Raw genomic sequence first — 25,299 nt, 5'->3', positions numbered from 1 at the left:
GGGATCGTCTCAATGAATGGTTCAAGCACCGCCTCATACCAGATCTTTCGACGCTGAAACGGCAGATTCAACGAGGACTGCCGACGATCACGGAACCGATCATCTGGAACTATCTCTGCCCTTGAGGGCGGTAGAAATTAACGCACGACCGTATCAAGGGTCGCCTGCGTCCGCCGGGCCGAGCTGTACCCCTCCTCGACGCGGTCGGCGACGTACTCGAAGCCGTCCAGCCCGGGGCGGACGAGCCGCGTCGCCAGCGGATCGTCGCCGGCGACGGCCTCGCCGACCGCCGTCCGCGCCCGCTCCGCGGCCGACCGCACGGACGACTCCGAGGGCGCCTCCCGGTGTTCGCCGTCGCGGATCCCGCCGACGGCCGCCCGAAACGCGTCGAGCTCGGCCAGCGCAACGCCGGACTCGACGACGGCCGTGGCGCAGTCGCCGGCGTCGACCGCCCGCTCGACGTCCTCGACGGCCGAGTCGGTCCGGAGCTCGCCCGTGGCCACAAGCTCCTGTGCGACCGTCCCGCTCAGGTCCTCGCCGCCGAGCGGGTCGTCGCCGCCGGCGCGCTCCCGGACGGTCGAGCGTGTCCGACCCACGGAGCCCCGCAGCTCGTCGGCGGCCGCGACCAGCGACGCCCACCGCGGGACCGGTCCGTCGCGCCCGTCGAGGTACGCGTTCCGGAGGCTCTCGGCGTCGTCCGCGGTCGCCCGCGCGCGCTCGACCCGAGCCGTCGCCTCGCCGGCTCGGAACGGCTCGGCGACCGGGTCGGCGGGGTACGTCAGCTCCGGCCGGACGTGCCGCTCGCACTCCGCGAGCAGCGATTCGACCGGCTCGTACGCCAGCGCCGCCGCGACCGGCGACTCGGCTCGGTACTCCACCTCGGCGGCGAGCGCGCCCCGAGCCTCCCGGACCGCGCTCCGCCGAGCGGCCAGGTCCGCGCCGTCGTCGACGCCGGTGGCCGCGCGGTACGCGCCGCGCACCGCCGCGGCGTCCTCCCGACGACGCCGCCACGCCGAGAGGACGTCCACCGGCCACTCGGCTGTCACTCCGGCGTCCGCCCGCTCCAGCGCCCGCTCGCGGTCGGAACCGATCTCCGTCGCCACCGCAGCGTTGGCTATCCCCGGCTCGGCCGGCACGTCGTCGAGTAGGCTCCGGGTCCGCGCCTCGTGGGCGTCCGCGAGCGACTCCGGTACGGCCGCCGGAAACGGCGACGCCGGCCAGTCGACGGTCCCCACGGCGCCGGACGGGAGCGATACGGACGAGCCGCGGCGCTCCTCGCCGCCGCCGAACGGGAGTCCGGAGCAGCCGGCGACCGCAGCCGTCCCGACCGCCGCTCCGACCCCTGCGAGGAACCGGCGGCGAGAGCTTGAGCCGCCGTGCGAACCGGACCCGCGACCCGTCGACTCGCGGCTCACTCGCCATCACCTCCCGCGCCGGGTGCCGAGGAGTTGAACACGGCAGGCGGATCTCCCTGTCGACAGGAGCCACGCATCCCCATTCCGCTCCCGCTCGACCGCTCCGCCGCCACGGGGAGTCGGATCGCGAAGCCGACGGTGTGGACGGCCTCCGGATCGCACTCGACGTCGGCCGGACGGTACGCCCGGCAGAAGTCGGCTCGGGGGTGGAGGTCGCCGTCGGCGAGCTCCGACGGCTCGACGGCGACAGACCGGAGCCGGACATCGCGACAGGCCGTCACCGGCATCGAGAGAAGGTAGGCCGACGCCGACTCGAAGTCCGTCCCGTCGAGGAACGACCGCAGGCGGTCGGCGGCCGCGGTCTCGGCGAAGTCGAGTGCGTCGAGGCCGTCGCCAGAGACCAATACGCGCCGGGCGCGAGGCCGCCGTCGCCCGCGCTCGTCGGTTTCGCTCGACGGCGTCTCTTCACCGCCGGTGAGGATCGGCTCGCCGCTCTCGTCGCGCGCTCGTTCGAGTTCGTACCCGTCTATCGGTTGATCGCCCCGGACGGGGTAGCTGTTCGACGCGGAGTCGCTACCGGCGCAGCCGGCCAGCGCGGCGATCCCTGACGCGGCCGCGAGGAGGGCTCGGCGGCGGGGTACGTCTGCCATCGCCGGGGATTCGATCGAGAGCGTGAAACCCTTTGTGGGGCCAGTTCGGGCGCGAACCCCCGCCGCGGGGCCGAACCCGGGAGTTTTTAACGTGCGCGGGAGTACGCCGATGTACCACACTCCCGCGGGACACGGTGAGTCGCGGTGACTCGGCCGTAGCGGGGCCTTCAACGACGCGCGGTAGGACGTAGCGCCGACGGCTCCTTGCGGGGTTTCAGTGACCGGCGCCGACCACGGCGTCAAACACGACAACACCATGGAAATCGAAATTGCGACACTCGGCGGTTACGAAGAGGTCGGTCGACAGATGACGGCGGTCCGGGCGGGCGAGGACATCGTCATCTTCGACATGGGCCTGAACCTCAGTAAGGTCCTCATCCACGACAACGTGGAGACCGAGAGCATGCACAGCCTCGACCTGATCGACATGGGCGCCATCCCGGACGATCGGGTGATGAGCGAACTCGAAGGCGACGTCAAGGCGATCGTCCCCACCCACGGGCACCTCGACCACATCGCGGGGATCCCGAAGCTCGCCCACCGCTACGACGCGCCGATCGTCTCCGCGCCGTACACGATCGAACTGGTGCGCCAGCAGATCGAAGACGAGGGCAAGTTCCAGGTGGACAACGACCTCGTGAAGATGAAGCCCGGCGCGTCGATGGCGATCGGCGACTCCGAGCAGGTCGAACTAGAGTTCGTCAACGTCACCCACTCGATCATCGACGCGATCAACCCGGTCCTCCACACGCCCGAGGGCGCGGTGGTCTACGGCCTCGACAAGCGCCTGGACCACGACCCCGTCATCGGCGACCCGGTCGACATGGACCGGTTCCGCGAGATCGGCCGGCAGGACGAGGGCGTCCTCGCGTACATCGAGGACTGTACGAACGCCGGGAGCAAAGGCCGGACCCCCTCCGAGTCGTACGCGAAGAAACACGTCGAGGACACGCTGAAATCGATGGAGGACTACACGGGCGGCATCATCGCCACCACGTTCTCCTCGCACATCGCCCGCGTGAAGACCCTCGTCGAGTACGCCCGCGAGATCGGCCGCCAGCCGGTCCTGCTCGGGCGCTCGATGGAGAAGTACTCCGGTACGGCCGAGCGGCTCGACTTCGTCGACTTCCAGGGCGACGTCGGCATGTACGGTCACCGGAAGTCGGTCGACCGCGCGTTCAAGCGGATCATGAAGGAGGGGAAGGGCAACTTCCTCCCCATCGTGACGGGCCACCAGGGCGAGCCGCGCGCGATGCTCACCCGCATGGGCCGCGGCGAGACCCCCTACGAGATCGACGACGGCGACAAGGTCGTCTTCAGCGCGAGCGTCATCCCGGAACCCACCAACGAGGGGCAGCGCTACCAGTCCGAACAGCTGCTCCGGATGCAGGGCGCCCGCCTCTACGACGATATCCACGTCTCCGGCCACCTCCGCGAGGAGGGCCACTACGAGATGCTACAGGCGCTCCAGCCGCAGCATCCCATCCCCGGCCACCAGACGCTCAAGGGTCGCTCGCCGTACGTCGACCTCGCGAAGACGCAGGGGTACAAGCTCGGACGCGACGTCCACGTCACGCAGAACGGGTCCACGATCCAGCTCGTCGAATGACGAGCGAGACGAAGGAGGCGCGGGTGCTCGACGCCATCCGCGAGCGGCGTGAACTCGTCAACGCCGCTATCGACGAGGAGCTGCCGGTCCAGGAGCCTGAGCGACTGTACGAGGCCACCCGATACATCCTCGAGGCCGGCGGCAAGCGGCTCCGCCCGACGGTGACGACCCTGGCCGCTGAGGCGGTCACCGGCACCGAGCCGATGGGCGCCGACTTCCGCGCGTTCCCGTCGCTCGACGGCGACGAGGTCGACGTGATGCGGGCCGCGGTCGCCATCGAGGTGATCCAGTCGTTCACGCTGATCCACGACGACATCATGGACGAGGACGACCTCCGGCGGGGCGTCCCGGCAGTCCACGAGGCGTACGACGTCTCGACGGCGATCCTCGCGGGCGACACCCTCTACTCGAAGGCGTTCGAGTTCATGACCGAGACGGGCGCGGACCCGCAACACGGGCTCGAAGCGATGCGGATGCTTGCGTCGACCTGTACCGAGATCTGCGAGGGGCAGGCCCTCGACGTCGCCTTCGAGAGCCGCGACGACATCCTCCCCGACGAGTACTTGGATATGGTCGAGCTGAAGACCGCGGTGCTGTACGGCGCCTCGGCCGCGACGCCCGCCCTCCTACTCGGCGCCGACGAGGCGGTCGTCGACGCCCTGTATCAGTACGGGATCGACTCCGGGCGCGCGTTCCAGATCCAAGACGACGTGCTCGACCTCACCGTCCCCTCGGAGGAGCTCGGGAAGCAGCGCGGCTCCGACCTCGTGGAGGGGAAGGAGACGCTCATCACGCTCCACGCCCGACAACAGGGAGTCGACGTCGACGGGCTCGTCGACGCCGACACGCCCGCGGCGGTGACCGAGGCGGCCATCGACGACGCGGTCGCGGCCCTCGAAGAGGTCGGCTCGATCGAGTACGCCCGCGAGACCGCCGAGGACCTCACCGCGCGGTCGAAGGACCACCTCGGAGTGCTCCCCGAGAGCGGCTCTCGGAGCCTGCTCGAAGACCTCGCGGACTACCTCATCGTCCGCGGCTACTGAGCGGGCCGCGGCGCGACTGACCCGCCGGACGGGTCGGAACTTCCAGACACGGCGTCACGGCCGGACGAGCCGGCACCGGCGGTCCGGGCCGCGACGGACACCGCTTTATCCGCGGCCCGCGTTCGGTCGACCGTGTCACGGTACCGAGACGCCCTCCTGTTCTTCACCCTCGCCCTGCTGTGGGGCGGATCGTTCGTCGCCATCGAGGTCGGCCTCGACTACTATCCGCCGGTGTTGTACGCCGCCTACCGGTTCGACGTGGCCGCGCTGGCGCTGCTGTCGTACGTGTTCGTCACGCAGGACGGTCCGTTTCCGCGGACGCGCGGCGACCTCGCCGCGATCGGGTTCAGCGGCGGACTCTCCGTGGCCGCGAACAACGCGCTGCTGTTCGTCGGCCAGCAGTACACCACGAGCGGTATCGCCTCGATCACCTACAGCCTCGTCCCCATCGCGACCGCGGCGGTCGCCGCCCTGTGGATCGGCGGGGCGGACCTCGACGCGCGCGGCGCGGTCGGGGTCGTCCTCGCGTTCCTCGGCGTCGGCCTCGTCGCACAGCCGGACCCCGCGAGCCTCGGCGGGGGCGTCGCGGTCGGCGTCGGGCTGATCGCGATCGGCGTCGTCGCCGTCGCGGTCGGCAGCGTCGGGCTCCGGACCGTCGAGACGTCGTTCTCCAGCGTCGCGCTCACCGGGTGGGCGATGGGGTTCGGCGCGCTGGCCATCCACGCACTGAGCCTCGGGATCGGCGAGAGCCAGCGCCTCCCCGCCGCGGCGCCGCGCGCGCTCCTCGCGCTGGCGTTCCTCGGGCTCTGCTCGTCGGCGGTGGCGTACACCATCTACTTCACGCTGCTCGACCGGCTCGGCCCCTTCGAGATCAACCTCGTCTCGTACGTCGTGCCGGTCGTCGCCACCGTCGCGGGCGCCCTGCTGCTCGCCGAGCCGGTAACGGCGTTCACCGTCGCCGGCTTCGCGGTCATCGTCCTCGGCTTCGGCCTGCTGAAGCGCCGCGAGATCGCCGACGCGGTCGCCGGGATCAGCCCGTCGGGATAGCGGTCGCCCTCGACGGCGTCGACCGCCCCGATCAGCCGTCGAGCACGCGGATGTCGTCGAGTATCTCGACGGCGTGGTCCTCGGGGGAGACCCCCTCGTACGCCAAGACGACGGTTCCCTCGTCGTCGATGACGTACGTGTTCCGGAACACGCCGTCGAAGGTGTTCCCGAACATCGACTTCTCGCCGTAGGAGTCGTACGCGCTCGACACCGCGCCGTCCGGGTCCGAGAGGAGCGTGAAGGGTAGGTCGTACTCCTCGGCGAAGGGTTCGAGGTCCTCGACCGGGTCGTCGCTGATCCCGACGACGGCGATGTCGGCGTCCTCGAACGCGTCCCACTCGTCGCGGAAGCCGCACGCCTCGGCGGTACAGCCGGGGGTGTCGGCGCGCGGGTAGAAGTACACCACCGTGTGGCCGGCCGCGGTCGGGTCGACGGTGGCCGTCTCGCCGCGGTGGTCGGTGAGCGTGATCGCGGGCGCGTCGTCGCCGGGTTCGAGCATACGGATCGACGCCGCTCGAACTGGTTAGAGGATTCGGTCCCTTTTTACCGACTACTCGCATCCTACCGGTATCGATGGCGTGGCAACCGACGCCGTACACGGTTCCGCTGCTCGTCGCGGCCGTCGCGTCGTTCGGATTCGCCGCGTACGCGGCCGCGAACCGTTCTCGCGGCGGCCGGGCGCTCCTGTGGAGTTTCGTCGGCGTCGCCGGCAGCGCCGGCGTCTGGTCGCTGGCGTACGCGGCGCAGCTGTCGGCGACCGCGCTCGGTCCCACGCTGCTTTTCAACCGCCTCGTCTGGCTCGGGTCCGCGGGGCTGGCGGTCGCGTGGCCCGCCTTCGTCCTCTCGTACGTCGACCGGACCGAGTGGCTCGGTCGCCGCCGGTTCGCGCTCTTTTGGGTCGTCCCGGCCGCGACCGCCGTTGCCGTCCTGACGGTCGGCGCCGACCCGCTGTTCTACGCCGACCCCTCGCTCGTCGACGCCGGCGGGTACCGCCTCCTCGGCTACGCGCCGACGCCCGCCCTGCTCGGATTCGTCGGGTACACTTACGTGGTCAACCTGTTCTCCTTCGGCGTGCTCGGCTACGCCGCGGTCGCCCGTGACGGCGTGTTCCGCCGGCAGGCCGCCCTCCTCTTCGCCGCCGGCGTCGCGCCGCCGGCGCTCGGCGCGGCCGGCATCTTCGGGCTCGTCGGTCCGGCGGACGGCGTGGTCGACTTCACGCCGATCGCCTTCAGCGGGACCTCGGCGCTGCTGGCGTGGGTCGTGTTCCGGTACCGGCTGCTCGACGTGTCGCCAATCGCCCGCGACGCGGTGTTCGCGAACCTCTCCGACGGCGTGGTCGTCTGCGACGCCGACGGGCGGGTGATCGACCGCAACGACCCGGCTCAGGCGCTGTTTCCCGACGCCGAACTCGGCGCCCGCGCCGACGAGGCGTTCGCCGACGCCCCGCCGGTCGTCGACGCGGTGACGGAGGCGGGGTCCGACGAGGGAGAAGCGTCGTCCGACGACGAGTTCCGCGTGACCGTCGGCGGCGACGACGCCGCGCCGCGGTTCCTGACGGTTGACGTCCACGACATCACCGGCCCGGGGACGACCCGCGGCGGGACGGTCCTGCTGTTCCGCGACGTCACCGAGCGGGAAACGCTCCAGCGGCGCTACCGCGCCCTCATCGAGAAGTCGCCGAACGTGATCGCGGTCTGCGGCGAGGACGGCCTGATCAGGTACGTGAGCCCCTCGATTGAGCGCCTGCTCGGTCACGCTCCCGCGGCGATCGAGGGGCGTCCTGTGATCGACCTGGTCCACCCGGAGGACCGACGCGAGGCGCAGCAGGCGTTCGAGCGCGCCTTCGAGGGCGCCGAACCCCAGTCGATCACGCACCGGATCGCCCGGGGCGACGGCAGTTGGCGCCGGTTCGAGACGGTGATCGAGCGGCTGTTCGAGGACGCGCGCGAGGTCGTCATCACCGCAACCGACGTGACGGAGGCTCGGCGGTACGAACAGCGGCTCCAGGTTCTGAACCGCGTGCTGCGCCACGACCTGAAGAACGACACCAACGTCATCGGCGGGTACGCCGACCTGCTCCGCGACCACGTCGACGAGGAGGGCGACCCGTACCTCGACGTCATCGACCGGAAGGTACAGACGCTGACGCACCTCAGCGACCAGGCGCGCGAGATCGATGTCGCGCTGCACAGCGACGCCGACAAGACCGAGATCGACCTCGCCGAACTCGTCGACCGCCTCTGCGAGTCGCTGGGCTCGTCGTTCCCGCGGGCGACGGTGACGGTGACGGTGCCCGACTCCGCCGTCGTCGCCGCGGACGAACTGCTGGAGTCCGCGGTCCGGAACGTGCTGGAGAACGCTGTCGTCCACAACGACGACGATGATCCGCACGTCGAGGCGACGGTCGTCGCCGACGGCGACCGGTTCCGGCTCGACGTGGCCGACGACGGCCCCGGCATCCCGCCGGTCGAGCGGACGGTGTTCTCGGAGGCGCGGGAGACGGCGCTCGAACACGCGAGCGGGCTCGGCCTCTGGCTCGTCCACTGGATCGTCACGGAGTCCGGCGGCGACCTCGAGATCGACACCCGTGAGCCGACCGGCACGGTAGTCCGGATGTGGCTCCCGCGAGCGGCCGAAGAGTGCGAGTAGATCCGCCGACCTTCCGGTGTCGGCTCAGACGCGGACGCGGACGACGTGACCCCCGCAGCCGCACTGCTCGATGTACTCCCAGTCGAGGTCGCCGCCGAGCTCCGATTCGAGCGCGTCGACGAGGTACGTCTCCGGGTGGCCGTGGTCGCCGTGGGTGACGAGGTTGACGTGGTTGCCCGCGACCGTGTGCTCGACCGCTTCGATCGCGTGTCGGACGAGCAGATCCCGGTCGTCCGCGTGTTCGGGGCCTTCGAGGTTCGCGGACCACGAATTCTCGTGGACGTGGTCGGTCACCGGGTCCGCGTCGTGATCGTGGCCTGAGGGTGTACTCGACATGTCTGATCCGACGCCCTCAGTTCCCATACGTCTTCGAGCGAACATGTTTGCGCGGAGCGTCGACCGACGACCGGCGCGCGAACGTCTTGGGGACAGGAGATACTCCCGCGGGACCCGACGACAGACTCATCAGTCGCGACCCGTTCGGCGACGCGGACGAGCCCTTGGACGCTCGCGAGATAGATGACGACCCCGACCGGCGACGCGTGGTACGTCGAGGTCACGAACGGGGCGTAGTCGACCGCCCTCCGCAACCTCTTTGCGCGCCCTCGCCGAAGCCGGAGCCATGAGTCACGGACCTCTGGACGAGGACGCGGTCGAAAGCTACCGCGAGGCCGGCGCGGTGCTGGTCGAGGCGATGAACGAGGCCCGCGAGATGGTCGAGCCGGGCCGGACCCACCTCGAAGTCGCCGAGTGGACGGAGGACTTCGTCCGCGAGCAGGGGGCCGGCCTCGCGTTCCCGGTCAACATCAGCGTCGACCCCGAGGCGTCGCACGCGACGCCGGGTCGGGACGACGAGACCGAGTTCGGCGAGGAGATGGTGTGTCTCGATGTCGGCGTCCACGTCGACGGCTACATCGCCGACGCCGCGGTGACGGTCGACCACAGCGGGACGCCCGAACTCGTCGAGGCCGCCGAGATGGCGCTGGAGGCCGCGCTCGACGAGGCCGGGCCGGGCGTCGAGGTCGGCGTCGTCGGGCAGGCGATCGAGGACGTGATCCGCGGCTACGGCTACACGCCCGTCCTCAACCTCTCCGGGCACGGCGTCCAGCGCTACGACGCCCACACCGGGCCCACGGTACCGAACCGCGGCGCCGACCGGTCGGTCGAGCTGGAGCCGGGGCAGGCGGTCGCCATCGAGCCGTTCGCCACCGACGGCCGCGGAAAGGTTGGCGAGGGGACCGACGAACAGATCTTCGAGCAGCAGGGCTCCGCGAGCGTGCGCGACCGGCGGGCGCGGCAGGCGCTCGAAGAGATCGAGGCGTTCGACGACCTCCCGTTCGCGGCGCGCTGGCTGGAGACGGACCGGGCGGGGATGGCGCTTCGTCGCCTGAAGCAGGCGAACGCGATCAAGGGGTACCCCGTCTTGAAGGAGGACGACGACGCCCTCGTGAGTCAGGCGGAGCACACGCTGCTCGTCACCGAGGACGGCGTCGAGGTGACGACCGCGGGCATCCACGGCTTCGACGACTGATGGACCGGATCTTCGCGCCGTGGCGGATCGAATGGGTCGAGCGCGACGCCGACCCGATCGACGGCTGCCCGTTCTGCGTCCTGCCCGAGCGCGAGGACGCCCGCGAGGCGCGCGTCGTCGCCCGCAGCGAGCGCAACTACGTCCTCCTGAACAACGCGCCGTACAACCCCGGTCACGCGATGGTGATCCCGGACGCACACGTCGAGGATCCGACCGGCCTCGACGACGCGACACTCCTCGATCACGCGAAGCTGAAGGCGGCGACGCTCGCCGCGCTGCGCCGCGACGTGAACCCCGACGGCGTCAACACGGGCCAGAACCTCGGCGGCGACGCCGCGGGGGGGTCGATCGACCACCTCCACACCCACGTCGTCCCGCGCTGGAGCGGCGACACGAACTTCATGCCCGTCACCGGCGCCACGAAGGTGATCGTGGAGGCGATAGACCGCACCTACGACCACCTCCACGCGGGCTTCGCGGCCGACGACGCGGTCGTCGATCCGGGAGACGCCGAGGCGGGCGAGGCGGTCGAACTTGACTTCGGCGTCTAACTCGGCGGTGTCGATCACTCATAAACAAACGGCGTGGCGGCGCGTGCCGATGAGCGCCCGTATGGCGCGAATCGCCCGCGCGAGGTCGCCGGCGCGAAACGCCGGCTGCCGGAGAATCTTCGATTCTCGCCGGAGTCGCTGGCTCCCGGAGCGAAGCGACGGGTGCCAGCGACGAGGCTGGGGAGCCGTGAGGTGCGGTCGCTGTGCGGGGTGGGACTCAACGGGGCAGTCGCGAGAAGGCGGGAGGCGATGTAAGCACCACAGCGAGCGGAGCGAGCGAGGAGCACAACGGGCGTACCGTCTCCTCGCGACCGGGGCTTTGGAGGTATTCACCGCAGCGTCGTCGATCACCCGAACCGGATCGCTGTATTCGACCGATCTCCCGCCTCCCCTCGACGCAAATTAGTACACCAGTTCGCCCGAGATGAACTTCCGGGTGCGCTCGTCGGCGGGGTCGTCGAAGATCTCCTCGGTCGGACCGATCTCCGTGATCCCGTCGTCGAGCAGCACCGCGACGCGGTCCGCGACCCGCTCGGCCTGATGCATGTCGTGGGTCGCCACGACCACGCCGATCCCCCGCGCTTTCGCCTCACCGATCGCCTCCTCGATGACGGCCGTGTTCCGTGGGTCGAGGTCGGAGGTTGGTTCGTCGAGCAAGAGGGCGTCGGGGTCGTACGCCAGGGCGCGGGCGAACGACACCCGCTGGGCCTCGCCGCCGGAGAGCGAGTCGGCGGGCTGGTCCGTCTTGTCTGCGAGTCCGACGACCTCCAGCGACTCGTGGACCGCGTCGGCGGCGCCGGACAGCCGGAAGAGCGAGGCGATCCGCTCGCTCCACGAGCGGCGGACCCGGAGCCCGTACTCGACGTTTCGGGCGACCGATCCCCCGAAGAGGCTCGCCTCTTGGAACACCATCCCGACGCGGCGGCGCAGCGCGAGCCGCGCCGACTCGTCGACCGCCCACGCGTCGGTCCCGTCGAGCGTCACCGTCCCCTCGTCCGGCTCCAGCGACAGCGCGAGCGTCCGCAGCAGCGTGGTCTTGCCGACGCCGGAGGGACCGATGACGGCGACGACCTCGCCCGCGTCGACGTCGATCGTGAGGTCGCGGAACACCCTCTCGTCGCCGTACGACCGCGACACGCCCGTCGCGCGGAGCATCAGCCGGACACCCCCCGCCGCATCAGCCGGACACCTCCCGCCGCATCAGGCCACCCCCCGATCGCCGAAGCGGACCACGATCGCGTTGACGGCCAACACGAGCGCGACCAGCACCGCGCCGAGCACCATGGCGGTCTCGTACCGCCCCTGCCGCGCTTCGAGCTGGATCGCGGTGGTGAGCGTGCGCGTCTTCGAGATGCTGTCGGCGCTCGTGATGTTCCCGCCGACGATCAGCACGGAGCCGACCTCGCTCACCGCGCGACCGAACCCGGCCAGCACCGCGGTCGCGATCCCGTACTTGGCCTCCTTGATCACGACCAGCGCCACGTCGATCCGCGTCCCGCCGAGGACGCGAGCGGCGTCCCGGACGCCGTCGTCGACGCCGCTCACGGCCGCGAGGCTGATCGCCGTGATCGGCGGCGTCGCGAGGACGAACTGCGACATGATCATCGCCTCGCGGGTGAAGATGAGCTCTAGCGACCCCAGCGGCCCCTGGTTGGAGACCGCGAACAGCACTACCAGCCCGACCACCACGCTCGGGAACCCCATCCCGGTGTTGACGACTGACTTCACGAACCCCTTCCCCGGGAACTCCGCGAGGCCGATCGCGACGGCCGCCGGCACGCTGACGAGCGTGCTCAGCGCCACGGCGGTGAGGCTCACGTACAGCGAGACCGCGACGATACTCCCGACGTACCCCTCCCTGAACGAGGCGCCGAGCAGGGACGCCGCGGGGCTCGCGCCCGAGTCGAGGAGGGCGGGGGCCAGCTGTGCGACCGGTTCGAGCGGCACGCTTACGCGTCCGAGTCGTCGCTACTCCAGCCTTCCGGAACGTACTGTTGGAAGTCGGGGTCCTCCGAGACCGCCTCGAGGAAGAACAGCTGTTCGCCGTTCACTTGGTACTCTGCGATGGCCTCCTGGACGCCGGGACTGGTGATCCAGCCGATGTACGCCATCGCGAGGTCGTAGTTGGCGTTCTCGTGGACGCCGGGGTTGACCGCCATGACGCCGTACGGGTTCGCGAGGATCTCCGGCCCGCCCTCGATCGGCCCCTGAACGAGGATCGTCAGATCGATCTCCGAGCGCTGCGAGATGTAGGTTCCGCGGTCCGAGAGCGTGTACGCGCCCTGCTGGTTTGCGATGTTCAGCGCCTCGCCCATCCCGGTGCCGGTCTCCTGATACCAGTCTCCGCCGGGATCCGTGCCCGCCGCGTCCCAGAGGTTCAGCTCCTTCGTGTGGGTCCCGGAGTTGTCGCCGCGAGAGACGAACGTCGCCTCCGCCTCCGCGATGGTCGTCAGCGCCTCGGTCGCTGAGCCCGTCCCCCCGATTCCCGCCGGGTCGCTCTCGGGGCCGACGATCACGAAGTCGTTGAACATCAGGTCGCGGCGGTTGATCCCGTACCCGTTGCGCATGAACTCGTCTTCGAGGCCGCGGGCGTGGACCATCACGATGTCCGAGTCGCCGTTGCGCGCGGTCTCCAGCGCGGCGCCCGTCCCCTGCGCGACGGCGTCGACCGTGACGCCGTACATCTCCTCGAAGTCCGGGTGGATCGCGTCGAGGAGCCTCGTGTCGTAGGTGCTCGTCGTCGTCGTGAGCGTCAGCGTCTCGCCGGCGACGCCGACGCTCTCAGCGCTGTTTCCGCCGTCGGTGCCGTTGCCCCCGGTCCCGTCGCCGCTGCCGCCGTCGTTCGTCGACGAACAGCCGGCCGTACCCACGATCGCTCCGGCGCCGACCGCGGCCACGAACTTCCGTCGTTGTATCAGCATAGATACAACGGCGGGGCGACACGACATATAAGTTGCGTCACGGTGGGGAACGTCGGCCCGGAGCGGCCCGAGGGCGCGTCGAAACCCCCAACACGTCCCGGACGCATCCCCCGAGCATGGGAGAGCCGACCGACTCCGGTCCCGCCCCGGCCGCGGGGCGCGGACGGGCCGCGCTGATCGAGGACGGCGTCGAGTTCGACGGCCGCGACGCGGCCCTGTTGCGCGCGGTCGACGCAGCGGGATCGGTCGCGGGCGCGGCCTCGGAGCTCGGCCGCTCCCGCGCCCGCGCTCTCACCCGGATCGAGACGCTGGAGGACGCTTACGGCACGCTCGTCGAGCGCCGTCGGGGCGGCGAGGGCGGCGGCGGGAGCCGGCTCGCCGCGTCGGCTCGGGACCTCCTCGACCGCTACGACCGCCTTCAGGCCGTCCTCGCGGCGACCGCGTCGGTGCCCGAGACGGTCCTCGACGGGACCGTGGCCGCCGTCGACGGCGAACTCGCCGTCGTCGACACGCCGGTCGGAGAGCTCTCCGGACTCCACGGCGGCACCGTGGACGACGAAGACGCAGACGACGGGGCCGACGGCAGAGACGCAGACGACGGGGCCGACGGCAGAGACGCAGACGACGGGGCCGACGGCGGCGCGGTCGCCGTCGGCGACGCGGTTCAAGTCCGGATCGGCGCGGACGCGGTCACCGTCAACGACGCGGCCAACGCGGTCGACCCGGACGCGACGAGCGCTCGGAACCGCCTGGCCGGCCGCGTCTCGCGCATCGACTCGGGCGAGACGGTGTCGACGGTTCGGATCGTCGTCGAACCGGTCGACCGGGGAGGGACAGACGACGCCGCCGTCGAGGTCGCGGCGCTGATCACCGCCGAGAGCATCGACCGGCTCGGCCTCGCGCCCGGCGACCCGGTGTCGCTCCGGTGGAAGGCGACCGCGACGCGACTCGTTGCGCAGGTCGAGTGACCCGGCCGACCGGAGTAGACCAGCGTTGTGAACCGGGGGGCGGACCGGCGTTCCGGACAGGCGGGCCGTGCCAAGCGCTCCCGCGCAAGCGAACGGTTTTTGCGTCGACCGACGGGAGAGGTGGTATGGACGAGGACACCCCCGAAGGGACGACGCCGGGCGGTGACGGGCGCGAGCCCGACGCCGACCGCGGGCCGTCGACGCCCCCCCGGACCGACGGCGGGACCGACGCGGACGAGCCGACCGAGGATGTCGCGCTCGACCCGTGGGGGTCGGCGTCGGTCGGGGACTACGCGGACCTCTTCGCGGAGTTCGGCATCGAGGCGTTCGACGAGGTCGACGACGACGTGCCGGACCCGCACTACCTGATGCGCCGCGGCGTCATCTTCGGGCACCGTGAGTACGACGCGGTCGCGGAGGCGATGGCGAACGACGAGCCGTTCGCGGCGCTCTCCGGGTTCATGCCCACGGGGGACCCGCACATCGGTCACAAGCTCGTGTTCGACGAGATCATCTGGCACCAAGAGATGGGCGGCGACGCGTTCGGGCTCATCGCCGACCTCGAAGCGCATTCCGCGCGCGGGATGTCGTGGGACGAGATCGACGAGCACGCGCGGAACTACCTCCTGAGCCTCCTCGCGCTCGGCTTCGACGTCGAGGACGGCGAGATCTACCGCCAGTCCGACAACCGCGAGGTCCAGGACCTCGGCTTCGAGCTCGGCTCGAAGGCGAACTTCTCGGAGTTCGAGGCGATCTACGGCTTCGACGGGGAGACGAACATCTCGCACATGCAGAGCGTGATCACCCAGACCGCGGACATCCTCTACCCGCAGCTCGTCGACGAGCCGAAGCCCACGGTGATCCCGGTCGGTCCCGATCAGGACCCGCACGTCCGGCTCACCCGCGACCTCGCGACCCGCGTGCGCTACTTCAAGGTGACAGAGGCGTTCGCCTCCTTCGAGCTCGACGACGACGAGCGCCGGCTCGTGCGAGCCGCCTACGACGCGCTCGCGGCCCGCGACGAAGAGAACGACGCCGCCGGAGACGCGGACGACGCCGCCGAGACCGACGTGCGCTGCGAGGACGCCGCCGAGTGGCTCGCTGACTACGAGCCGCCGAAGAGCGACCGCGAGAGCGTCGACCTCGCGGCCGCGAAGGCGAGCGCACTCGACAAGCTCCGCGCCGGTGGGAAGGAGCCGCTCCGCCCCCGCGTGCGGTTCTTCGACCGCAACGCCACCGACGAGGCGTTCGAGGCGCTGATCGAGGCCGTGGAAGGGGAAAAACGCGTGTTCGAGGGCCACGTCGACGCGTTCGACCTGACCCGCGACGATGCCGAGTCCATCGCGCGCGAGGTCGAGATCGACCACGACGGGTTCGGCTTCCGGCAGCCCTCCTCGATCTACCACCGCTTCATGACCGGGCTCACCGGCGGCAAGATGTCTTCGTCGATCCCGGCGAGCCACATCTCGCTGCTCGACGACCCCGAGGACGGCTACGACAAGGTGAAGGCGGCGACGACCGGGGGCCGCGACACCGCCGAGGAGCAGCGCGAGCTGGGCGGCGAGGCCGACGAGTGCCCGGTCTACGAGCTGTACGCCTACCTGCTCGCGGGCGACGACGACGAACTCACCAAGGAGGTGTACTCCGAGTGCGTCAACGGCGAGCGCCTCTGCGGCGGCTGTAAGGAGCAGGCCGCGGAGCTCATGCGCGAGTTCCTCGAGGACCACCAGGAGAAGCGCGCGGAGGCCGAGGAACTCCTCGACGACCTCGACATCGACCTCGACTCCGACCGACGCGGCACCGGCGGCGAGCACTGAGGCGTCTCTATTGAGGTCGCAGGGCAACTCTCACGAGCTGTTTTATAAACGAACGGTGCGGTGGCGCGTGCCTGCGAGGCCGCCTCGCGGCCGAGCAGCACGCGCGAGGGAGTCGCTGGCTCCCGGAGCGAAGCGGAGGGTGCCAGCGACGAGGCTGGGGAGGCGTGAGGTGCTGTGCTGGGCGGGACTCAACGGGGCAGTCGCGAGGACGAAGCACGGCGACGTAAGCACCGCAATGAGGGAGAACGGAGTGAGCGACCGAGTGAGGAGCACAGCGAGCCGCGCGAGTCCTCGCGACTGGGGCTTTGGAGGCGTTCGCCGCCAATTCACGGGTAGCTGTTTATAACCGAGCGACTGGGGCTTTGGAGGCGTTCGCCGCCGATCCGCAATCGATTTCTATAACTAACAGCGACCGCCTTACAGCTCGTTCTTCACGTACACGCCCAGCAGTCCGCCGAGCGCGCTCAGAACCACGGAGTAGGCGACGCCGCCCAACACGATGAGGGCGGCGACGAAGACGACTCCGCCGGCCGCGAGGCCGACTTCGAGCGGGAACCCGAAGAACCCCAAGAACGGGAGGAAAACCAGCACGAGCAACAGCAGTCCGACGATCGGGATCGCGGCGATCGCGCCGGAGAGCGCGCCGACCCGGAGGCCGTCGTCTCCATTTAAATACCCGGCCACCGCGCCGCCGAGGAGCGGTGAGATGCCGGTAAACGTGAGCACCGTCGACGCGATAGCGCCGACGACCGCGTTGAGGAGGGTGTTCTCTGTGTCCATGCGCGGTCGAACTCCCGGCGGCGGCATACGTTTTGCGAAGCGCGGCGGCCGGGCCGGCCCGCGCTCGGCACGACCGGACGGCGAGCGAGCCGATAGTTTATGAGGCGGGCGCCACCTCTCACGGGTATGAGCGAGGAGGAGGCGATCCACGTCGCGGACGTCAGCGAGGGGATCGGCGGCGACGCGACGGCGGAACCCGGCTCGCCGGTCGAACTCCCGGTCGTCGACGTGCTCACCGGCCGGTCCTTCATCACGGGGAAGAGCGGGTCCGGGAAGAGCAACACCGCAAGTGTCGTGATAGAAAATCTGCTATCTAACGGATTTCCTGTCATGATCGTGGACACAGACGGTGAATATTACGGTTTAAAGGAAGAATATGAAATTCTTCACGCCGGCGCCGACGACGAGTGCGACATCGTCGTCTCCCCCGAGCACGCCGAGAAGCTCGCGACCCTCGCCTTAGAGCAGAACGTCCCGATCATCTTGGACGTCTCCGGCTACCTCGAAGAGGACACGGCCAACGAGCTCCTCTTGGAGGTCGTCAAGCAGCTGTTCGCGAAGGAGAAGCGCATGAAGAAGCCCTTCCTGCTCGTCATCGAGGAGTGCCACGAGTACATCCCCGAGGGCGGCGGCATGGACGAGACGGGGAAGATGCTGATCAAGGTGGGGAAGCGCGGCCGGAAGCACGGGCTCGGCATCGTCGGCATCAGCCAGCGCCCGGCCGACGTCAAGAAGGACTTCATCACCCAGTGCGACTGGCTCTGCTGGCACCGGCTCACCTGGGACAACGACACGAAGGTGGTCGGGCGCATCCTCGGCTCCAAGTACGCCAGCGCGGTCGAGGACCTCGGCGACGGCGAGGCGTTCCTGATGACCGACTGGGACGAGTCGATCCGCCGGATCCAGTTCCACCGTAAGGAGACGTTCGACGCGGGCGCGACCCCCGGGCTCGACGACTTCGAGCGCCCCGAACTGAAGTCCGTCTCCAGCGACCTCGTCGGCGAGCTCCAGTCGATCTCCGACGAGAAGGAGCGCCGCGAGTCCGAGATCGCCGACCTCAAGCAGGAGTTACAAAAGAAGGACCGGCGGATCGCCGACCTCGAACGCGAGCTGGAGGAGGCCCGCGACCTGAGCGACATGGCCGACCAGTTCGCGCAGGCGCTCCTCGGTAAGGCGGAGGCCCCGTACCGGGGCGGCGGTCGACCTCCGGCCGGCGACGAGCGACTCGGAGGGACGGACGACGGCGACGAGGGCCAGTCCGTCCTCAAGTCGTACGACGAGGCGGTCGCCGCGACCGAGGAGAGCGACGCGGACGCGGAAGCGGAGACCGACGCCGCGCCCGGACCGGGCCCATCGGCCGCCGACGGCGGCGCCGAGGTCGACGCCGACGCCGCGACCGGTGACGCCGCGACCGCTGACGCCGCGGATGTCGACGCGACGGCCGCCGATTCTGCGGACGAACCGAACCCCCCGGACGACGTCGACCCGGTCACCCGCGACGACGTGGCCGAGAGCGCGCTCCGGTTCGACGAGGCGATCGAGCTCGGTACCCGCGAAGCGGTCATCGATGAGCTCCGCTCGCGGATCGAGTCCCTCCCGGAGCTCTCGCGCGGGATGCTCCGCCACTATCGGCGCGAGGGCGCGAGCGACCCCGTCGCGGCCCACATCGACGCCGGGGGCGACGGCGACTCCGGCCACGCGTACAGCCGTCACCGCCCGATCCGGCGGGCGGGACTCATCCGCCACGCCGGTCGGGGCAGCTACGCCTACGCGGTCCCGGACCTCGTCCGGGAGGCGTACGCCGACCGCCTCGACGAGGCGCAGGTCGACGAGATCGTTCGCGCCGTCGAGCGCGTCTTCGTCCCGTCCGCCGAACTGGACTACCCGCCGGACGCCGCTCCGGCCGAGGTCGGTGACCGGGCGCCCGCCGGAGACGACGAGGCCGAGGAGAACACGGACACCGACGCGGCCGACGGGGACGAGGAGCCTTCGGCGCCGACCGACGCCGGCCTGAGCGACGCCGCGCGTCGGTTCGCCGAGCGATCGGAGCGCTGAGGCCGGAGTGCCGGGGCCGGAGCGCTGAGACCGGAGCGCTGCGGTCGGCGAACCCCGCGGCCGGCTCTCGAGGTAACTCTCCGCTCGGTAGTCCAGTCAGAACGGGACCGAGAGGTACTCGCTCGGCACCGCGTTCCGTGCCGTCACCTGCGGGTCGACCACCTGACTGATCTCCAAGCCCCCGACGAGGCTGGAGAAGAGATACGCTTCGGTGCGCGAGAAGCCGTGGTGGTGCGCCAGCAGGTCGAGCATGTCGGCGTTCGCCAGCTCGACCGCCCCCTCCAGCGTCTCGGCGCTCGCGAGCGTCTTCACCGCGTCGCCGGTGTCGAGGAGCGGACGGTCGAGCGGCACGGCCGGGTCCTTGACCACGGAGAGCGTCGCGTCGACCTCGACCGCGATCTCCGCGCCGGTCCCGCACATCTCCCCGTCCGCCATCGCCGCTTTCGCGTCGCCCAGCGCCAACATGGCGCCCTCCTGAAACACCGGGAAGTAGACGGTCGTCCCCCCGGTCACGTCGGTCGTGTCGAGGTTACCGCCGTGGTCGTCGGGCGTGAGCGTCGAGACCGTCCCGCCGCCGGTGGCGACCCCGATCGTTCCGATCACGGGTTCGATCGGTACGTCGATCCCCTCCAACTCGACCGCCCCGGCCTCCGACTCGTCGGTGTCGACCTCGGTGATCCGCGTCGCGGGGTGGTCGATCTCGGGGTCGTCCTGAAGCAGTCCGAACCCGGGTGCGGTGAGCACACGGCCGCGATCTTCGGCGACGCGCACGGCCTCGATCTCCACCGCGAGGACGTCGCCGGGGCTCGCGCCGGCTACCGCGATCGGTCCCGTCGCGGCGTTGACCTCTTCCGGGATCGCGTCGAGGAGGTCGTCGTCGCGCTGAATCTCGCCGTTCAGACTGTCGATCGTCTCGACCGTCAGCGACTCGCCGTCGGCGGCCTCGTAGACGGGGTCCATCTCCGGACCGAACTCGTAGACGTGGCCGTCGCGGTGTGAGACTGTCTCTCGCGTCATTACGTCCACCTGGGCGCCCCGGTAACAAAAAGCCCGGCCGGCGTCAGCGCGGCGCCGCCGCCTCGGGCGGGACGAGCAGGACGTTGTTCGTCCCGCGCGCGACGATCGACTCCGCGGTGCTCCCGAGGAGGAGCCGCCGGAGTCGGCTCGTCCCGCGCGCGCCGATGAGCGTCGTCGTCGCGCCCACGCGCTCCTCTTCGGCCGTGATCTCGTCGACGGGGTTGCCGGACCTGACGTTGGTCTCGACGTGGAACCCGGTCCGGTCGCCGAGGTCACTCGCAAGTTTGTCCAGCCGCTCCTCGGCGGTCGCCGTCGACTCCGCGTCTCCGCCGCCCACGTGGAGCAGGTACGCCCGCTCGGTCGCGCCCGTCAGCGCCGGGAAGTAGTCGTAGGCGCGCGCCGCGTTCTCGGAGAAGTCGGTGGCGTACAGCACGTCCTGGAACAGGTGTTCCTTCTTGACCGCGTGTCCGTCCGGCGTCTCCTCGATCCGCTCGACGAGCAGCGGCCTGACGGCCGTCCGCGCGACGTTGCGCACGGTGCCGCCGATGAGCCGATTCTGGAGCGGCGCCTGTCCGCGCGACCCGACGACGATCATGTCCGCGTCGAGCCGCTCGGCCAAGCCGTTGATCCGTCGATGCGGCGTCCCGCGGGCGACGTGCGTCTCCACGTCGAACCCCGCGCGCTCGAACACGCTCCGCTGCGGCGCGAGCGCCTCTCGGGCGTCGCTGGCGGCGTCCATCCCCGGCAGCCCGCTGGAGACGTTGTCCGGGACGACCGTCAACAGGTGAACCTCGCTGACACCGATGTTGTCGAGACACTCCAGACAGGTCCGAGACTCGATCGCCGCCTCGTTCGCGTCCGAGAGGTCTGTCGCGAATACGATCCTCATACGCGACTGTTCGTGCTGATGAGTAATATTGTTTTTGTTGTACAATACAAGTGTCTTCGAAGACGGCACAGCGGTCGGTCGGTGACGGCACACTCCGGTTCGGGGCCGGTCGCTGCCGGGGGAGCAACCCGCCTCAGGCGTCCGGGTCCCTCGGACGGGACTGTATTGAGGCAGATACGCAAGATTAAAACATATGTGTGTAGTATTGTTTTTTGCGAACAAAATACCAACCCATGAGCACCGAACTCGATATCGCGGAGACGCTGGACGTGAAAGGACTGAGCTGCCCGATGCCTATCGTGAAGACGAAGGGCGCGATCGACGACCTCGCCCCCGGTGAGGTGCTGGAGGTCGTCGCGACCGATCCCGGAAGCGTGAGCGACATCGACGGGTGGGCGACGGGCACCGACGGCGTCACGCTCCTTGAACAGGAGGAGGGCGACGACGTGTACACGCACTACGTCCGCAAGGAAGAATGAGCATGGACGAGATCGGCATCATCGTCTCCAGCGACGACCCGAAGAGCCTCGCGATGGCGACCAACCTCGGCCACGTCGCGCTGACGATGGACACCGACGTGTTCCTTTACTTCACCTTCGACGGACTGACGCACCTGCTGGAGGGCGAGAAAGACCTCTCGTCGGTCCAGCCGCTGCTCGACGAGGGGATGCCGAACCCCTACGACATGCTCGACCAGCTGATCGCCGACGGCGGGGAGGCGGTCACCTCGGTCGCGTGTACGACCACGCTGGACATGCTCCAGTGGGAGCAGGAGGCCATCGACGACGACCTGACGACGCAGTTCGCCGGCGCGGTCACCTTCCTCGAGGCCGCCGAGGAGGCCGACCACGTGTTCACGTTCTGAGCGCCGGCGTCGCGTCGGTCCGCTCCACCTTTCCCGCCGCTGTACGTGTGCCCCTGAGACGTATCGCCGTCCGAAACAACTCTCCCACCGTCCGAAACTCCCGCGCCGTCCGAAGCTTGCCACCGCGAGACGTGTCCGACTCGACGTGAGAACGGGTCTATCCTCAATCGGGAGCGTACGGATCACAACTATTTTGGAGAGTACTGGAAAAATCACACACATACCCTCTGAAAAGATCTGTCCGGACTGCGAGGAGCCGCTAGAGGAGATGGAGCTACAGGGAACCGACGCTCTCGGGACGCTCTCCGTGGTCTCTGAGGGGTCGAGCGACGGGTTTCTCAGCGGCCTCAGCGCCGACGAGATTCTCACGCCGGTCCCGTACGTGTGCCCCGAGTGCCGGCGGACCCTCATCTACGCGGAATAGCGACCGAAAGTAGCGCGCGAAACCATGCGACGCCCACCGCCCTCGCGTCGAGTCCGCCTCGTGAGGGGTCTCGGTGCTCCGCTCAGCTCTCGACGGCGGCGCGCTCGGGTTCGTCGTACTTCTCCTCGAACTCGCCGATGAGCTGGCCCATCTTCGCGTACCAGTCGTTGAGCATCCGCTGCATGTCGTCGGCGATCTGGGACGGATCCGTGGGGCTGTACACGTGGTAGTAGCCGCCGTGGTCGTAGTTGATCTGTTCCTTCTGGATGAAGCCGGCGTTCAGGAGGCGCTGGACCGCGCGGTAGGCGGTCGAGCGCTCGCGGTCGACGCGTTCGGCGACCTCGTCGATCGTGAGCGCCTCTTCGGCCGAGACCATCGCTCGGTAGCAGTCCTTGTCCAACTGTTTCAGACCGTGGAAGCACTCGAGTAACCCCTCGCACTCCATGTCTCGTTGGAGCTGTTCGGACATCGAATCGGACATTTTACGTGGTAACTGACGGTTTCCGCCGCAAAAAGTGTTGTGTGTGTCGTACAATCGCGCGCTTCCGAGCCCGGATTCCCGCTCCTCCCGGCGCTGCCCGCGCCGGTCGTTCCCGCCGCGAGGAGGCGCGGCGGAGCGGTTCGGTCCCGGCTCCCGCACGCGGTCGCTACTCGTCGCCGTCGGACGCGTCGTCGTCCGTCTCCTCTGCGTCCTCCTCGTCCGCCGCGAGCCCGGCGGCCTCGACGGCGGCCTCGACCTCGTCGGTCGGGGCCGTCCGGAAGCCGTCGGCCTCGGTCACGGTCGCGACCGCGAGGTCGGACGCCTCGAACTCGTCGTCGTGGGCGGCCAAGGCCGCGACCGCGAGTTCGATGCCGTCCTCGAGCGAGAGATCGTCGCTCCACTCGTCTTCGAGGTGTCCCTGAATGTCCTGCCGGCCGCCGCCGATGACGGTCGCCTTCCACTCGTTGGGCGTACCCGAGGGGTCGGCGGCGAACAGGCGCGGCTCGCCGTCGTCGATGCCGCCGATGAGGAGGGCGGCACCGTACGGGCGCGTGCCACCGCGCTGGGTGTTCTCTTGGATGTGGTCGGTAATGAACTTCGTCAGCGTCTCGACGCCGACGGGCTCGCCGTAGCGGAGGCGGTTCCCCTGCGACTGGCGGCGCGCGAGGTCGATCAGCTGCCGGGCGTCGGCGACGTGGCCGGCGCTCGCGGTGCCGACGTGGTCGTCGAGCTTGTGGAGCTTCTCGATGCTCTCGGCCTCCATCAGCGACGAGGAGGGGCGAGACATCGCGACGAAGACGACGCCGTCGGTCGTCCGGACGCCGACGCTCGGCGCGCCGCGCGAGACTGCCTCGCGGGCGTACTCGACCTGATATATCCGGCCGTCCGGCGAGAACAGCGACGTGCCGCGGTCGTACGCCTGCTGGTCGTTGCCGCCCATCATCGCCGATCACCCGCTCGCGCGGTGTCGCGTTCGGTCATTACCCTCACTTACGTCGGCCCGTTGAAAAAGCATCCGTAACCGGTACGTCTCGGTGGCCGTCGAAACCGCGGGTCCCCGCCGGCCGCGTTCGCCGCCTAGCGGCGGAGTCGAGTTCGCCGACGAAGCGCCGGTAGGAGCCGTCAGCTTCCGTCGCCGACGGATATAACCACGCAGGTCGCGTAGCCATAGTGACATTGACGCCCACACGAACTACAGCCGCGCTGCTGGCCGCGTTAACGGTGCTGTCCGTCGTCGGCGGCGGGTTCGCGGTCGGCGGCGCGGCGGCGGTACCGGACGCGCGGATCACCCTCACCGAGGTCGGCGTGTCTCCGGGCGCTCCGACCGTCGACGAGCGCGCGACGCTGAACGTCACGGTCTCGAACTCCGGCGGCAGCGACGCGGCGGCGAACCTCACGACGGTCCGCGTCCGGGACGCGGACGGCGACGTGCTCGACAGCGCCTCGGGCGTCGGGGCGCTCTCGGCGGGCGACTCGCTGGACGCGACGCTGTGGACGACGTTCAGGGAACCGGGCGAGAAGCGGCTCACCGTCGAGGTCGTCGCGAACCAGTCGACGAGCGGCGAGTTCGTGACTGTCAGCCGCGACGTCGTGTTCGAGGTGCGCCCGACCGAGGTCGCGCTCGACCTCCGCACCCGCGCGCTCGACCCCGAGGACCTCCGGAGCGACGACGAGAGCGAGAGCGCCACCGGCGACCTCGGCATCGGCGGCATCCAGGGCGTCTTCGGCGGGGGCGGCGGGCTCGATACCGGCGACGGCGGTCAGGGCGAGGCGTCGCCGCCGGCCGTCGATTCGCCCGTCGAGGTGACCGTGGTCAACACCGGTACGACGGCCGCCGACCGGATCAGCCTCCGCGCCGTCGGGACCGCCGTCGACGGTGACGGCGCGGAGACGGTCGACGTCGGCCCGTTCGTCGTCGAGGACGTCGCTCCCGGCGAGGAGCGCCGGGTGATCGTCGATCTCGGCCCGCTCGACCGGCGCTCGGACGTGACGGTCACCGCGGCCTACCGCGCCGACACGGACCGGTTCGACGACCGCGGCGCGGACCGCGCCGCGGAGTCGACCGTCACGTACCCCGTCCGCGAGGCGACCCCGACCGTGACCGACGCGACGGTCCGCGAGGGGGAGGACGGCGCGGTCGTCGTCGACGCCAACCTCGGAAACGCGGGGAGCGGCGAGATGACGGGCGCGGTCGTCGCGGTCGGCGACGCGCCCGGCGTCGAGCCGACCCCGTCGGGCGGGGAGTACTTCGTCGGGTCGCTCGGCGGTAGCGACTTCGTCGGGTTCGACCTCCCGACAGCGGTGAACGCCGCCGTCGCCGAGGAGATCCCGATCCGGGTCACCTACACCGAGCGCGGCGTCCGGTACACCGAGACCCTGACGGTGGCCGCGCCCGAGCCGGACGACGACGAGAGCGGTGCCGGTGGGACGCTCGGCCGCCGCGGCGCGGGCGGCATGGGCGCCGCCGGCGTGGTCGGGTCCGGGCTCGCGCGCGACGCCGTCGTCGGGGCGAGCAGCGTCGTCGTAACGGCGTGCCGTCACGGGGGCTCGGCGCGGGCGCGTCGTCCAGGTTCGGCTCGCTGCGCCG

Annotated in this window: 25 protein-coding genes; 13 read left to right on the top strand and 12 right to left on the bottom strand. The window is 70.0% G+C overall.

The window, feature by feature from the left end; genetic code table 11:
* Positions 1-137 precede the first annotated feature (137 nt).
* Together B9G38_RS05935 and B9G38_RS05930 are read right to left on the bottom strand one after the other, a co-directional pair.
* Positions 138-1,415 carry a hypothetical protein gene (locus tag B9G38_RS05935; RefSeq protein ID WP_086219793.1) on the bottom strand — a complete coding sequence of 426 codons (1,278 nt, stop codon included), beginning with the start codon at positions 1,413-1,415 and terminating at the stop codon, positions 138-140.
* Positions 1,412-2,065, bottom strand: coding sequence for a hypothetical protein (locus tag B9G38_RS05930; RefSeq protein ID WP_086215526.1), 654 nt, complete (start codon positions 2,063-2,065; stop codon positions 1,412-1,414). Before B9G38_RS05930 ends, B9G38_RS05935 begins: the two co-directional genes overlap by 4 nt.
* A gap of 256 nt (positions 2,066-2,321) precedes the next feature.
* Between B9G38_RS05930 and B9G38_RS05925 the strand changes: the two genes are divergently transcribed.
* The 3 genes from B9G38_RS05925 to B9G38_RS05915 all read left to right on the top strand — a co-directional run bounded on the left by B9G38_RS05925 (position 2,322) and on the right by B9G38_RS05915 (position 5,764).
* Entirely contained in the window at positions 2,322-3,674 is a 1,353-nt protein-coding gene (locus tag B9G38_RS05925; RefSeq protein WP_086219795.1) for a ribonuclease J, read from the top strand.
* Positions 3,671-4,717 (top strand): geranylfarnesyl diphosphate synthase, encoded by a 1,047-nt coding sequence (gene idsA3, locus B9G38_RS05920; protein ID WP_049930588.1) that lies wholly within the window; start codon positions 3,671-3,673, stop codon positions 4,715-4,717. The genes B9G38_RS05925 and idsA3 overlap by 4 nt, the downstream gene beginning before the upstream one ends.
* Before the next feature lie 132 nt (positions 4,718-4,849).
* Positions 4,850-5,764, top strand: coding sequence for a DMT family transporter (locus B9G38_RS05915; protein WP_049930589.1), 915 nt, complete (start codon positions 4,850-4,852; stop codon positions 5,762-5,764).
* Between the two features lie 31 nt (positions 5,765-5,795).
* On the opposite strand, the gene B9G38_RS05910 is transcribed toward B9G38_RS05915, so the two are convergent.
* Positions 5,796-6,263: a peroxiredoxin gene (locus B9G38_RS05910; RefSeq protein ID WP_086219792.1), complete on the bottom strand. Its 468-nt coding sequence runs from the start codon at positions 6,261-6,263 to the stop codon at positions 5,796-5,798.
* 74 nt (positions 6,264-6,337) lie between these two features.
* On the opposite strand from B9G38_RS05910, the gene B9G38_RS05905 reads away from it, so the two are divergent.
* Entirely contained in the window at positions 6,338-8,413 is a 2,076-nt protein-coding gene (locus tag B9G38_RS05905) for a histidine kinase N-terminal 7TM domain-containing protein (protein ID WP_086219791.1), read from the top strand.
* A gap of 24 nt (positions 8,414-8,437) precedes the next feature.
* Here the strand turns inward: B9G38_RS05905 and B9G38_RS05900 are convergent, their stop codons facing one another.
* Positions 8,438-8,749, bottom strand: a complete 312-nt coding sequence (locus B9G38_RS05900; RefSeq protein WP_086219790.1) for a CGCGG family rSAM-modified RiPP protein — start codon at positions 8,747-8,749, stop codon at positions 8,438-8,440.
* A gap of 286 nt (positions 8,750-9,035) precedes the next feature.
* On the opposite strand from B9G38_RS05900, the gene map reads away from it, so the two are divergent.
* The gene (gene map / locus B9G38_RS05895; protein ID WP_086219789.1) at positions 9,036-9,944 is read left to right on the top strand and encodes a type II methionyl aminopeptidase; all 909 of its coding nucleotides are present in this window, start codon (positions 9,036-9,038) and stop codon (positions 9,942-9,944) included.
* Entirely contained in the window at positions 9,944-10,495 is a 552-nt protein-coding gene (locus tag B9G38_RS05890; protein WP_086215521.1) for an HIT domain-containing protein, read from the top strand. The genes map and B9G38_RS05890 overlap by 1 nt, the downstream gene beginning before the upstream one ends.
* A 402-nt stretch (positions 10,496-10,897) precedes the next feature.
* Here the strand turns inward: B9G38_RS05890 and B9G38_RS05885 are convergent, their stop codons facing one another.
* Genes B9G38_RS05885 through B9G38_RS05875 form a run of 3 tightly spaced genes read right to left on the bottom strand, consistent with a single transcriptional unit; the run spans position 10,898 to position 13,416 of the window.
* Positions 10,898-11,650: an amino acid ABC transporter ATP-binding protein gene (locus B9G38_RS05885; protein ID WP_049930600.1), complete on the bottom strand. Its 753-nt coding sequence runs from the start codon at positions 11,648-11,650 to the stop codon at positions 10,898-10,900.
* 45 nt (positions 11,651-11,695) lie between these two features.
* On the bottom strand, positions 11,696-12,442 hold the full coding sequence (locus B9G38_RS05880) for an ABC transporter permease (protein WP_086219788.1): 747 nt from the start codon (positions 12,440-12,442) through the stop codon (positions 11,696-11,698).
* Positions 12,443-12,444: 2 nt separating this feature from the next.
* Positions 12,445-13,416 carry a substrate-binding domain-containing protein gene (locus B9G38_RS05875; RefSeq protein WP_086219787.1) on the bottom strand — a complete coding sequence of 324 codons (972 nt, stop codon included), beginning with the start codon at positions 13,414-13,416 and terminating at the stop codon, positions 12,445-12,447.
* 116 nt (positions 13,417-13,532) lie between these two features.
* Here B9G38_RS05875 and B9G38_RS05870 point away from each other — a divergent pair, with 116 nt between their 5' ends.
* Together B9G38_RS05870 and B9G38_RS05865 are read left to right on the top strand one after the other, a co-directional pair.
* The gene (locus tag B9G38_RS05870; RefSeq protein ID WP_086219786.1) at positions 13,533-14,384 is read left to right on the top strand and encodes a TOBE domain-containing protein; all 852 of its coding nucleotides are present in this window, start codon (positions 13,533-13,535) and stop codon (positions 14,382-14,384) included.
* 125 nt (positions 14,385-14,509) lie between these two features.
* Positions 14,510-16,201 (top strand): tryptophan--tRNA ligase, encoded by a 1,692-nt coding sequence (locus B9G38_RS05865; protein ID WP_086219785.1) that lies wholly within the window; start codon positions 14,510-14,512, stop codon positions 16,199-16,201.
* Between the two features lie 417 nt (positions 16,202-16,618).
* Here B9G38_RS05865 and B9G38_RS05860 read toward each other — a convergent pair whose 3' ends face one another.
* Positions 16,619-16,981, bottom strand: coding sequence for a DUF5518 domain-containing protein (locus B9G38_RS05860; RefSeq protein WP_086219784.1), 363 nt, complete (start codon positions 16,979-16,981; stop codon positions 16,619-16,621).
* A gap of 126 nt (positions 16,982-17,107) precedes the next feature.
* Here B9G38_RS05860 and B9G38_RS05855 point away from each other — a divergent pair, with 126 nt between their 5' ends.
* The gene (locus tag B9G38_RS05855; protein WP_086219783.1) at positions 17,108-19,036 is read left to right on the top strand and encodes an ATP-binding protein; all 1,929 of its coding nucleotides are present in this window, start codon (positions 17,108-17,110) and stop codon (positions 19,034-19,036) included.
* A gap of 96 nt (positions 19,037-19,132) precedes the next feature.
* Here B9G38_RS05855 and B9G38_RS05850 read toward each other — a convergent pair whose 3' ends face one another.
* Both B9G38_RS05850 and B9G38_RS05845 read right to left on the bottom strand, forming a co-directional pair.
* Entirely contained in the window at positions 19,133-20,053 is a 921-nt protein-coding gene (locus tag B9G38_RS05850) for an acetamidase/formamidase family protein (protein ID WP_086219782.1), read from the bottom strand.
* 43 nt (positions 20,054-20,096) lie between these two features.
* Complete coding sequence (locus B9G38_RS05845; RefSeq protein WP_086219781.1) at positions 20,097-20,942, bottom strand: universal stress protein; 846 nt, start codon at positions 20,940-20,942, stop codon at positions 20,097-20,099.
* Positions 20,943-21,175: 233 nt separating this feature from the next.
* On the opposite strand from B9G38_RS05845, the gene B9G38_RS05840 reads away from it, so the two are divergent.
* From B9G38_RS05840 to B9G38_RS05830, 3 genes are all read left to right on the top strand, one after another.
* The gene (locus B9G38_RS05840; protein WP_004596950.1) at positions 21,176-21,421 is read left to right on the top strand and encodes a sulfurtransferase TusA family protein; all 246 of its coding nucleotides are present in this window, start codon (positions 21,176-21,178) and stop codon (positions 21,419-21,421) included.
* A gap of 2 nt (positions 21,422-21,423) precedes the next feature.
* Positions 21,424-21,807 carry a DsrE family protein gene (locus B9G38_RS05835; protein ID WP_049930616.1) on the top strand — a complete coding sequence of 128 codons (384 nt, stop codon included), beginning with the start codon at positions 21,424-21,426 and terminating at the stop codon, positions 21,805-21,807.
* 193 nt (positions 21,808-22,000) lie between these two features.
* Complete coding sequence (locus B9G38_RS05830) at positions 22,001-22,231, top strand: hypothetical protein (protein ID WP_233127164.1); 231 nt, start codon at positions 22,001-22,003, stop codon at positions 22,229-22,231.
* Between the two features lie 82 nt (positions 22,232-22,313).
* Here the strand turns inward: B9G38_RS05830 and B9G38_RS05825 are convergent, their stop codons facing one another.
* Together B9G38_RS05825 and psmA are read right to left on the bottom strand one after the other, a co-directional pair.
* Positions 22,314-22,712, bottom strand: a complete 399-nt coding sequence (locus B9G38_RS05825) for a helix-turn-helix domain-containing protein (RefSeq protein WP_049930620.1) — start codon at positions 22,710-22,712, stop codon at positions 22,314-22,316.
* Between the two features lie 166 nt (positions 22,713-22,878).
* Positions 22,879-23,655 carry an archaeal proteasome endopeptidase complex subunit alpha gene (gene psmA, locus B9G38_RS05820; RefSeq protein WP_198945658.1) on the bottom strand — a complete coding sequence of 259 codons (777 nt, stop codon included), beginning with the start codon at positions 23,653-23,655 and terminating at the stop codon, positions 22,879-22,881.
* 227 nt (positions 23,656-23,882) lie between these two features.
* On the opposite strand from psmA, the gene B9G38_RS05815 reads away from it, so the two are divergent.
* Positions 23,883-25,299: CARDB domain-containing protein (locus tag B9G38_RS05815; protein WP_198945657.1), on the top strand; the 1,417-nt coding region annotated here is incomplete at its 3' end.

This window comes from Halorubrum sp. SD612 (assembly GCF_002135005.1).
This window is presented reverse-complemented; position numbering and strand designations above follow the sequence as displayed.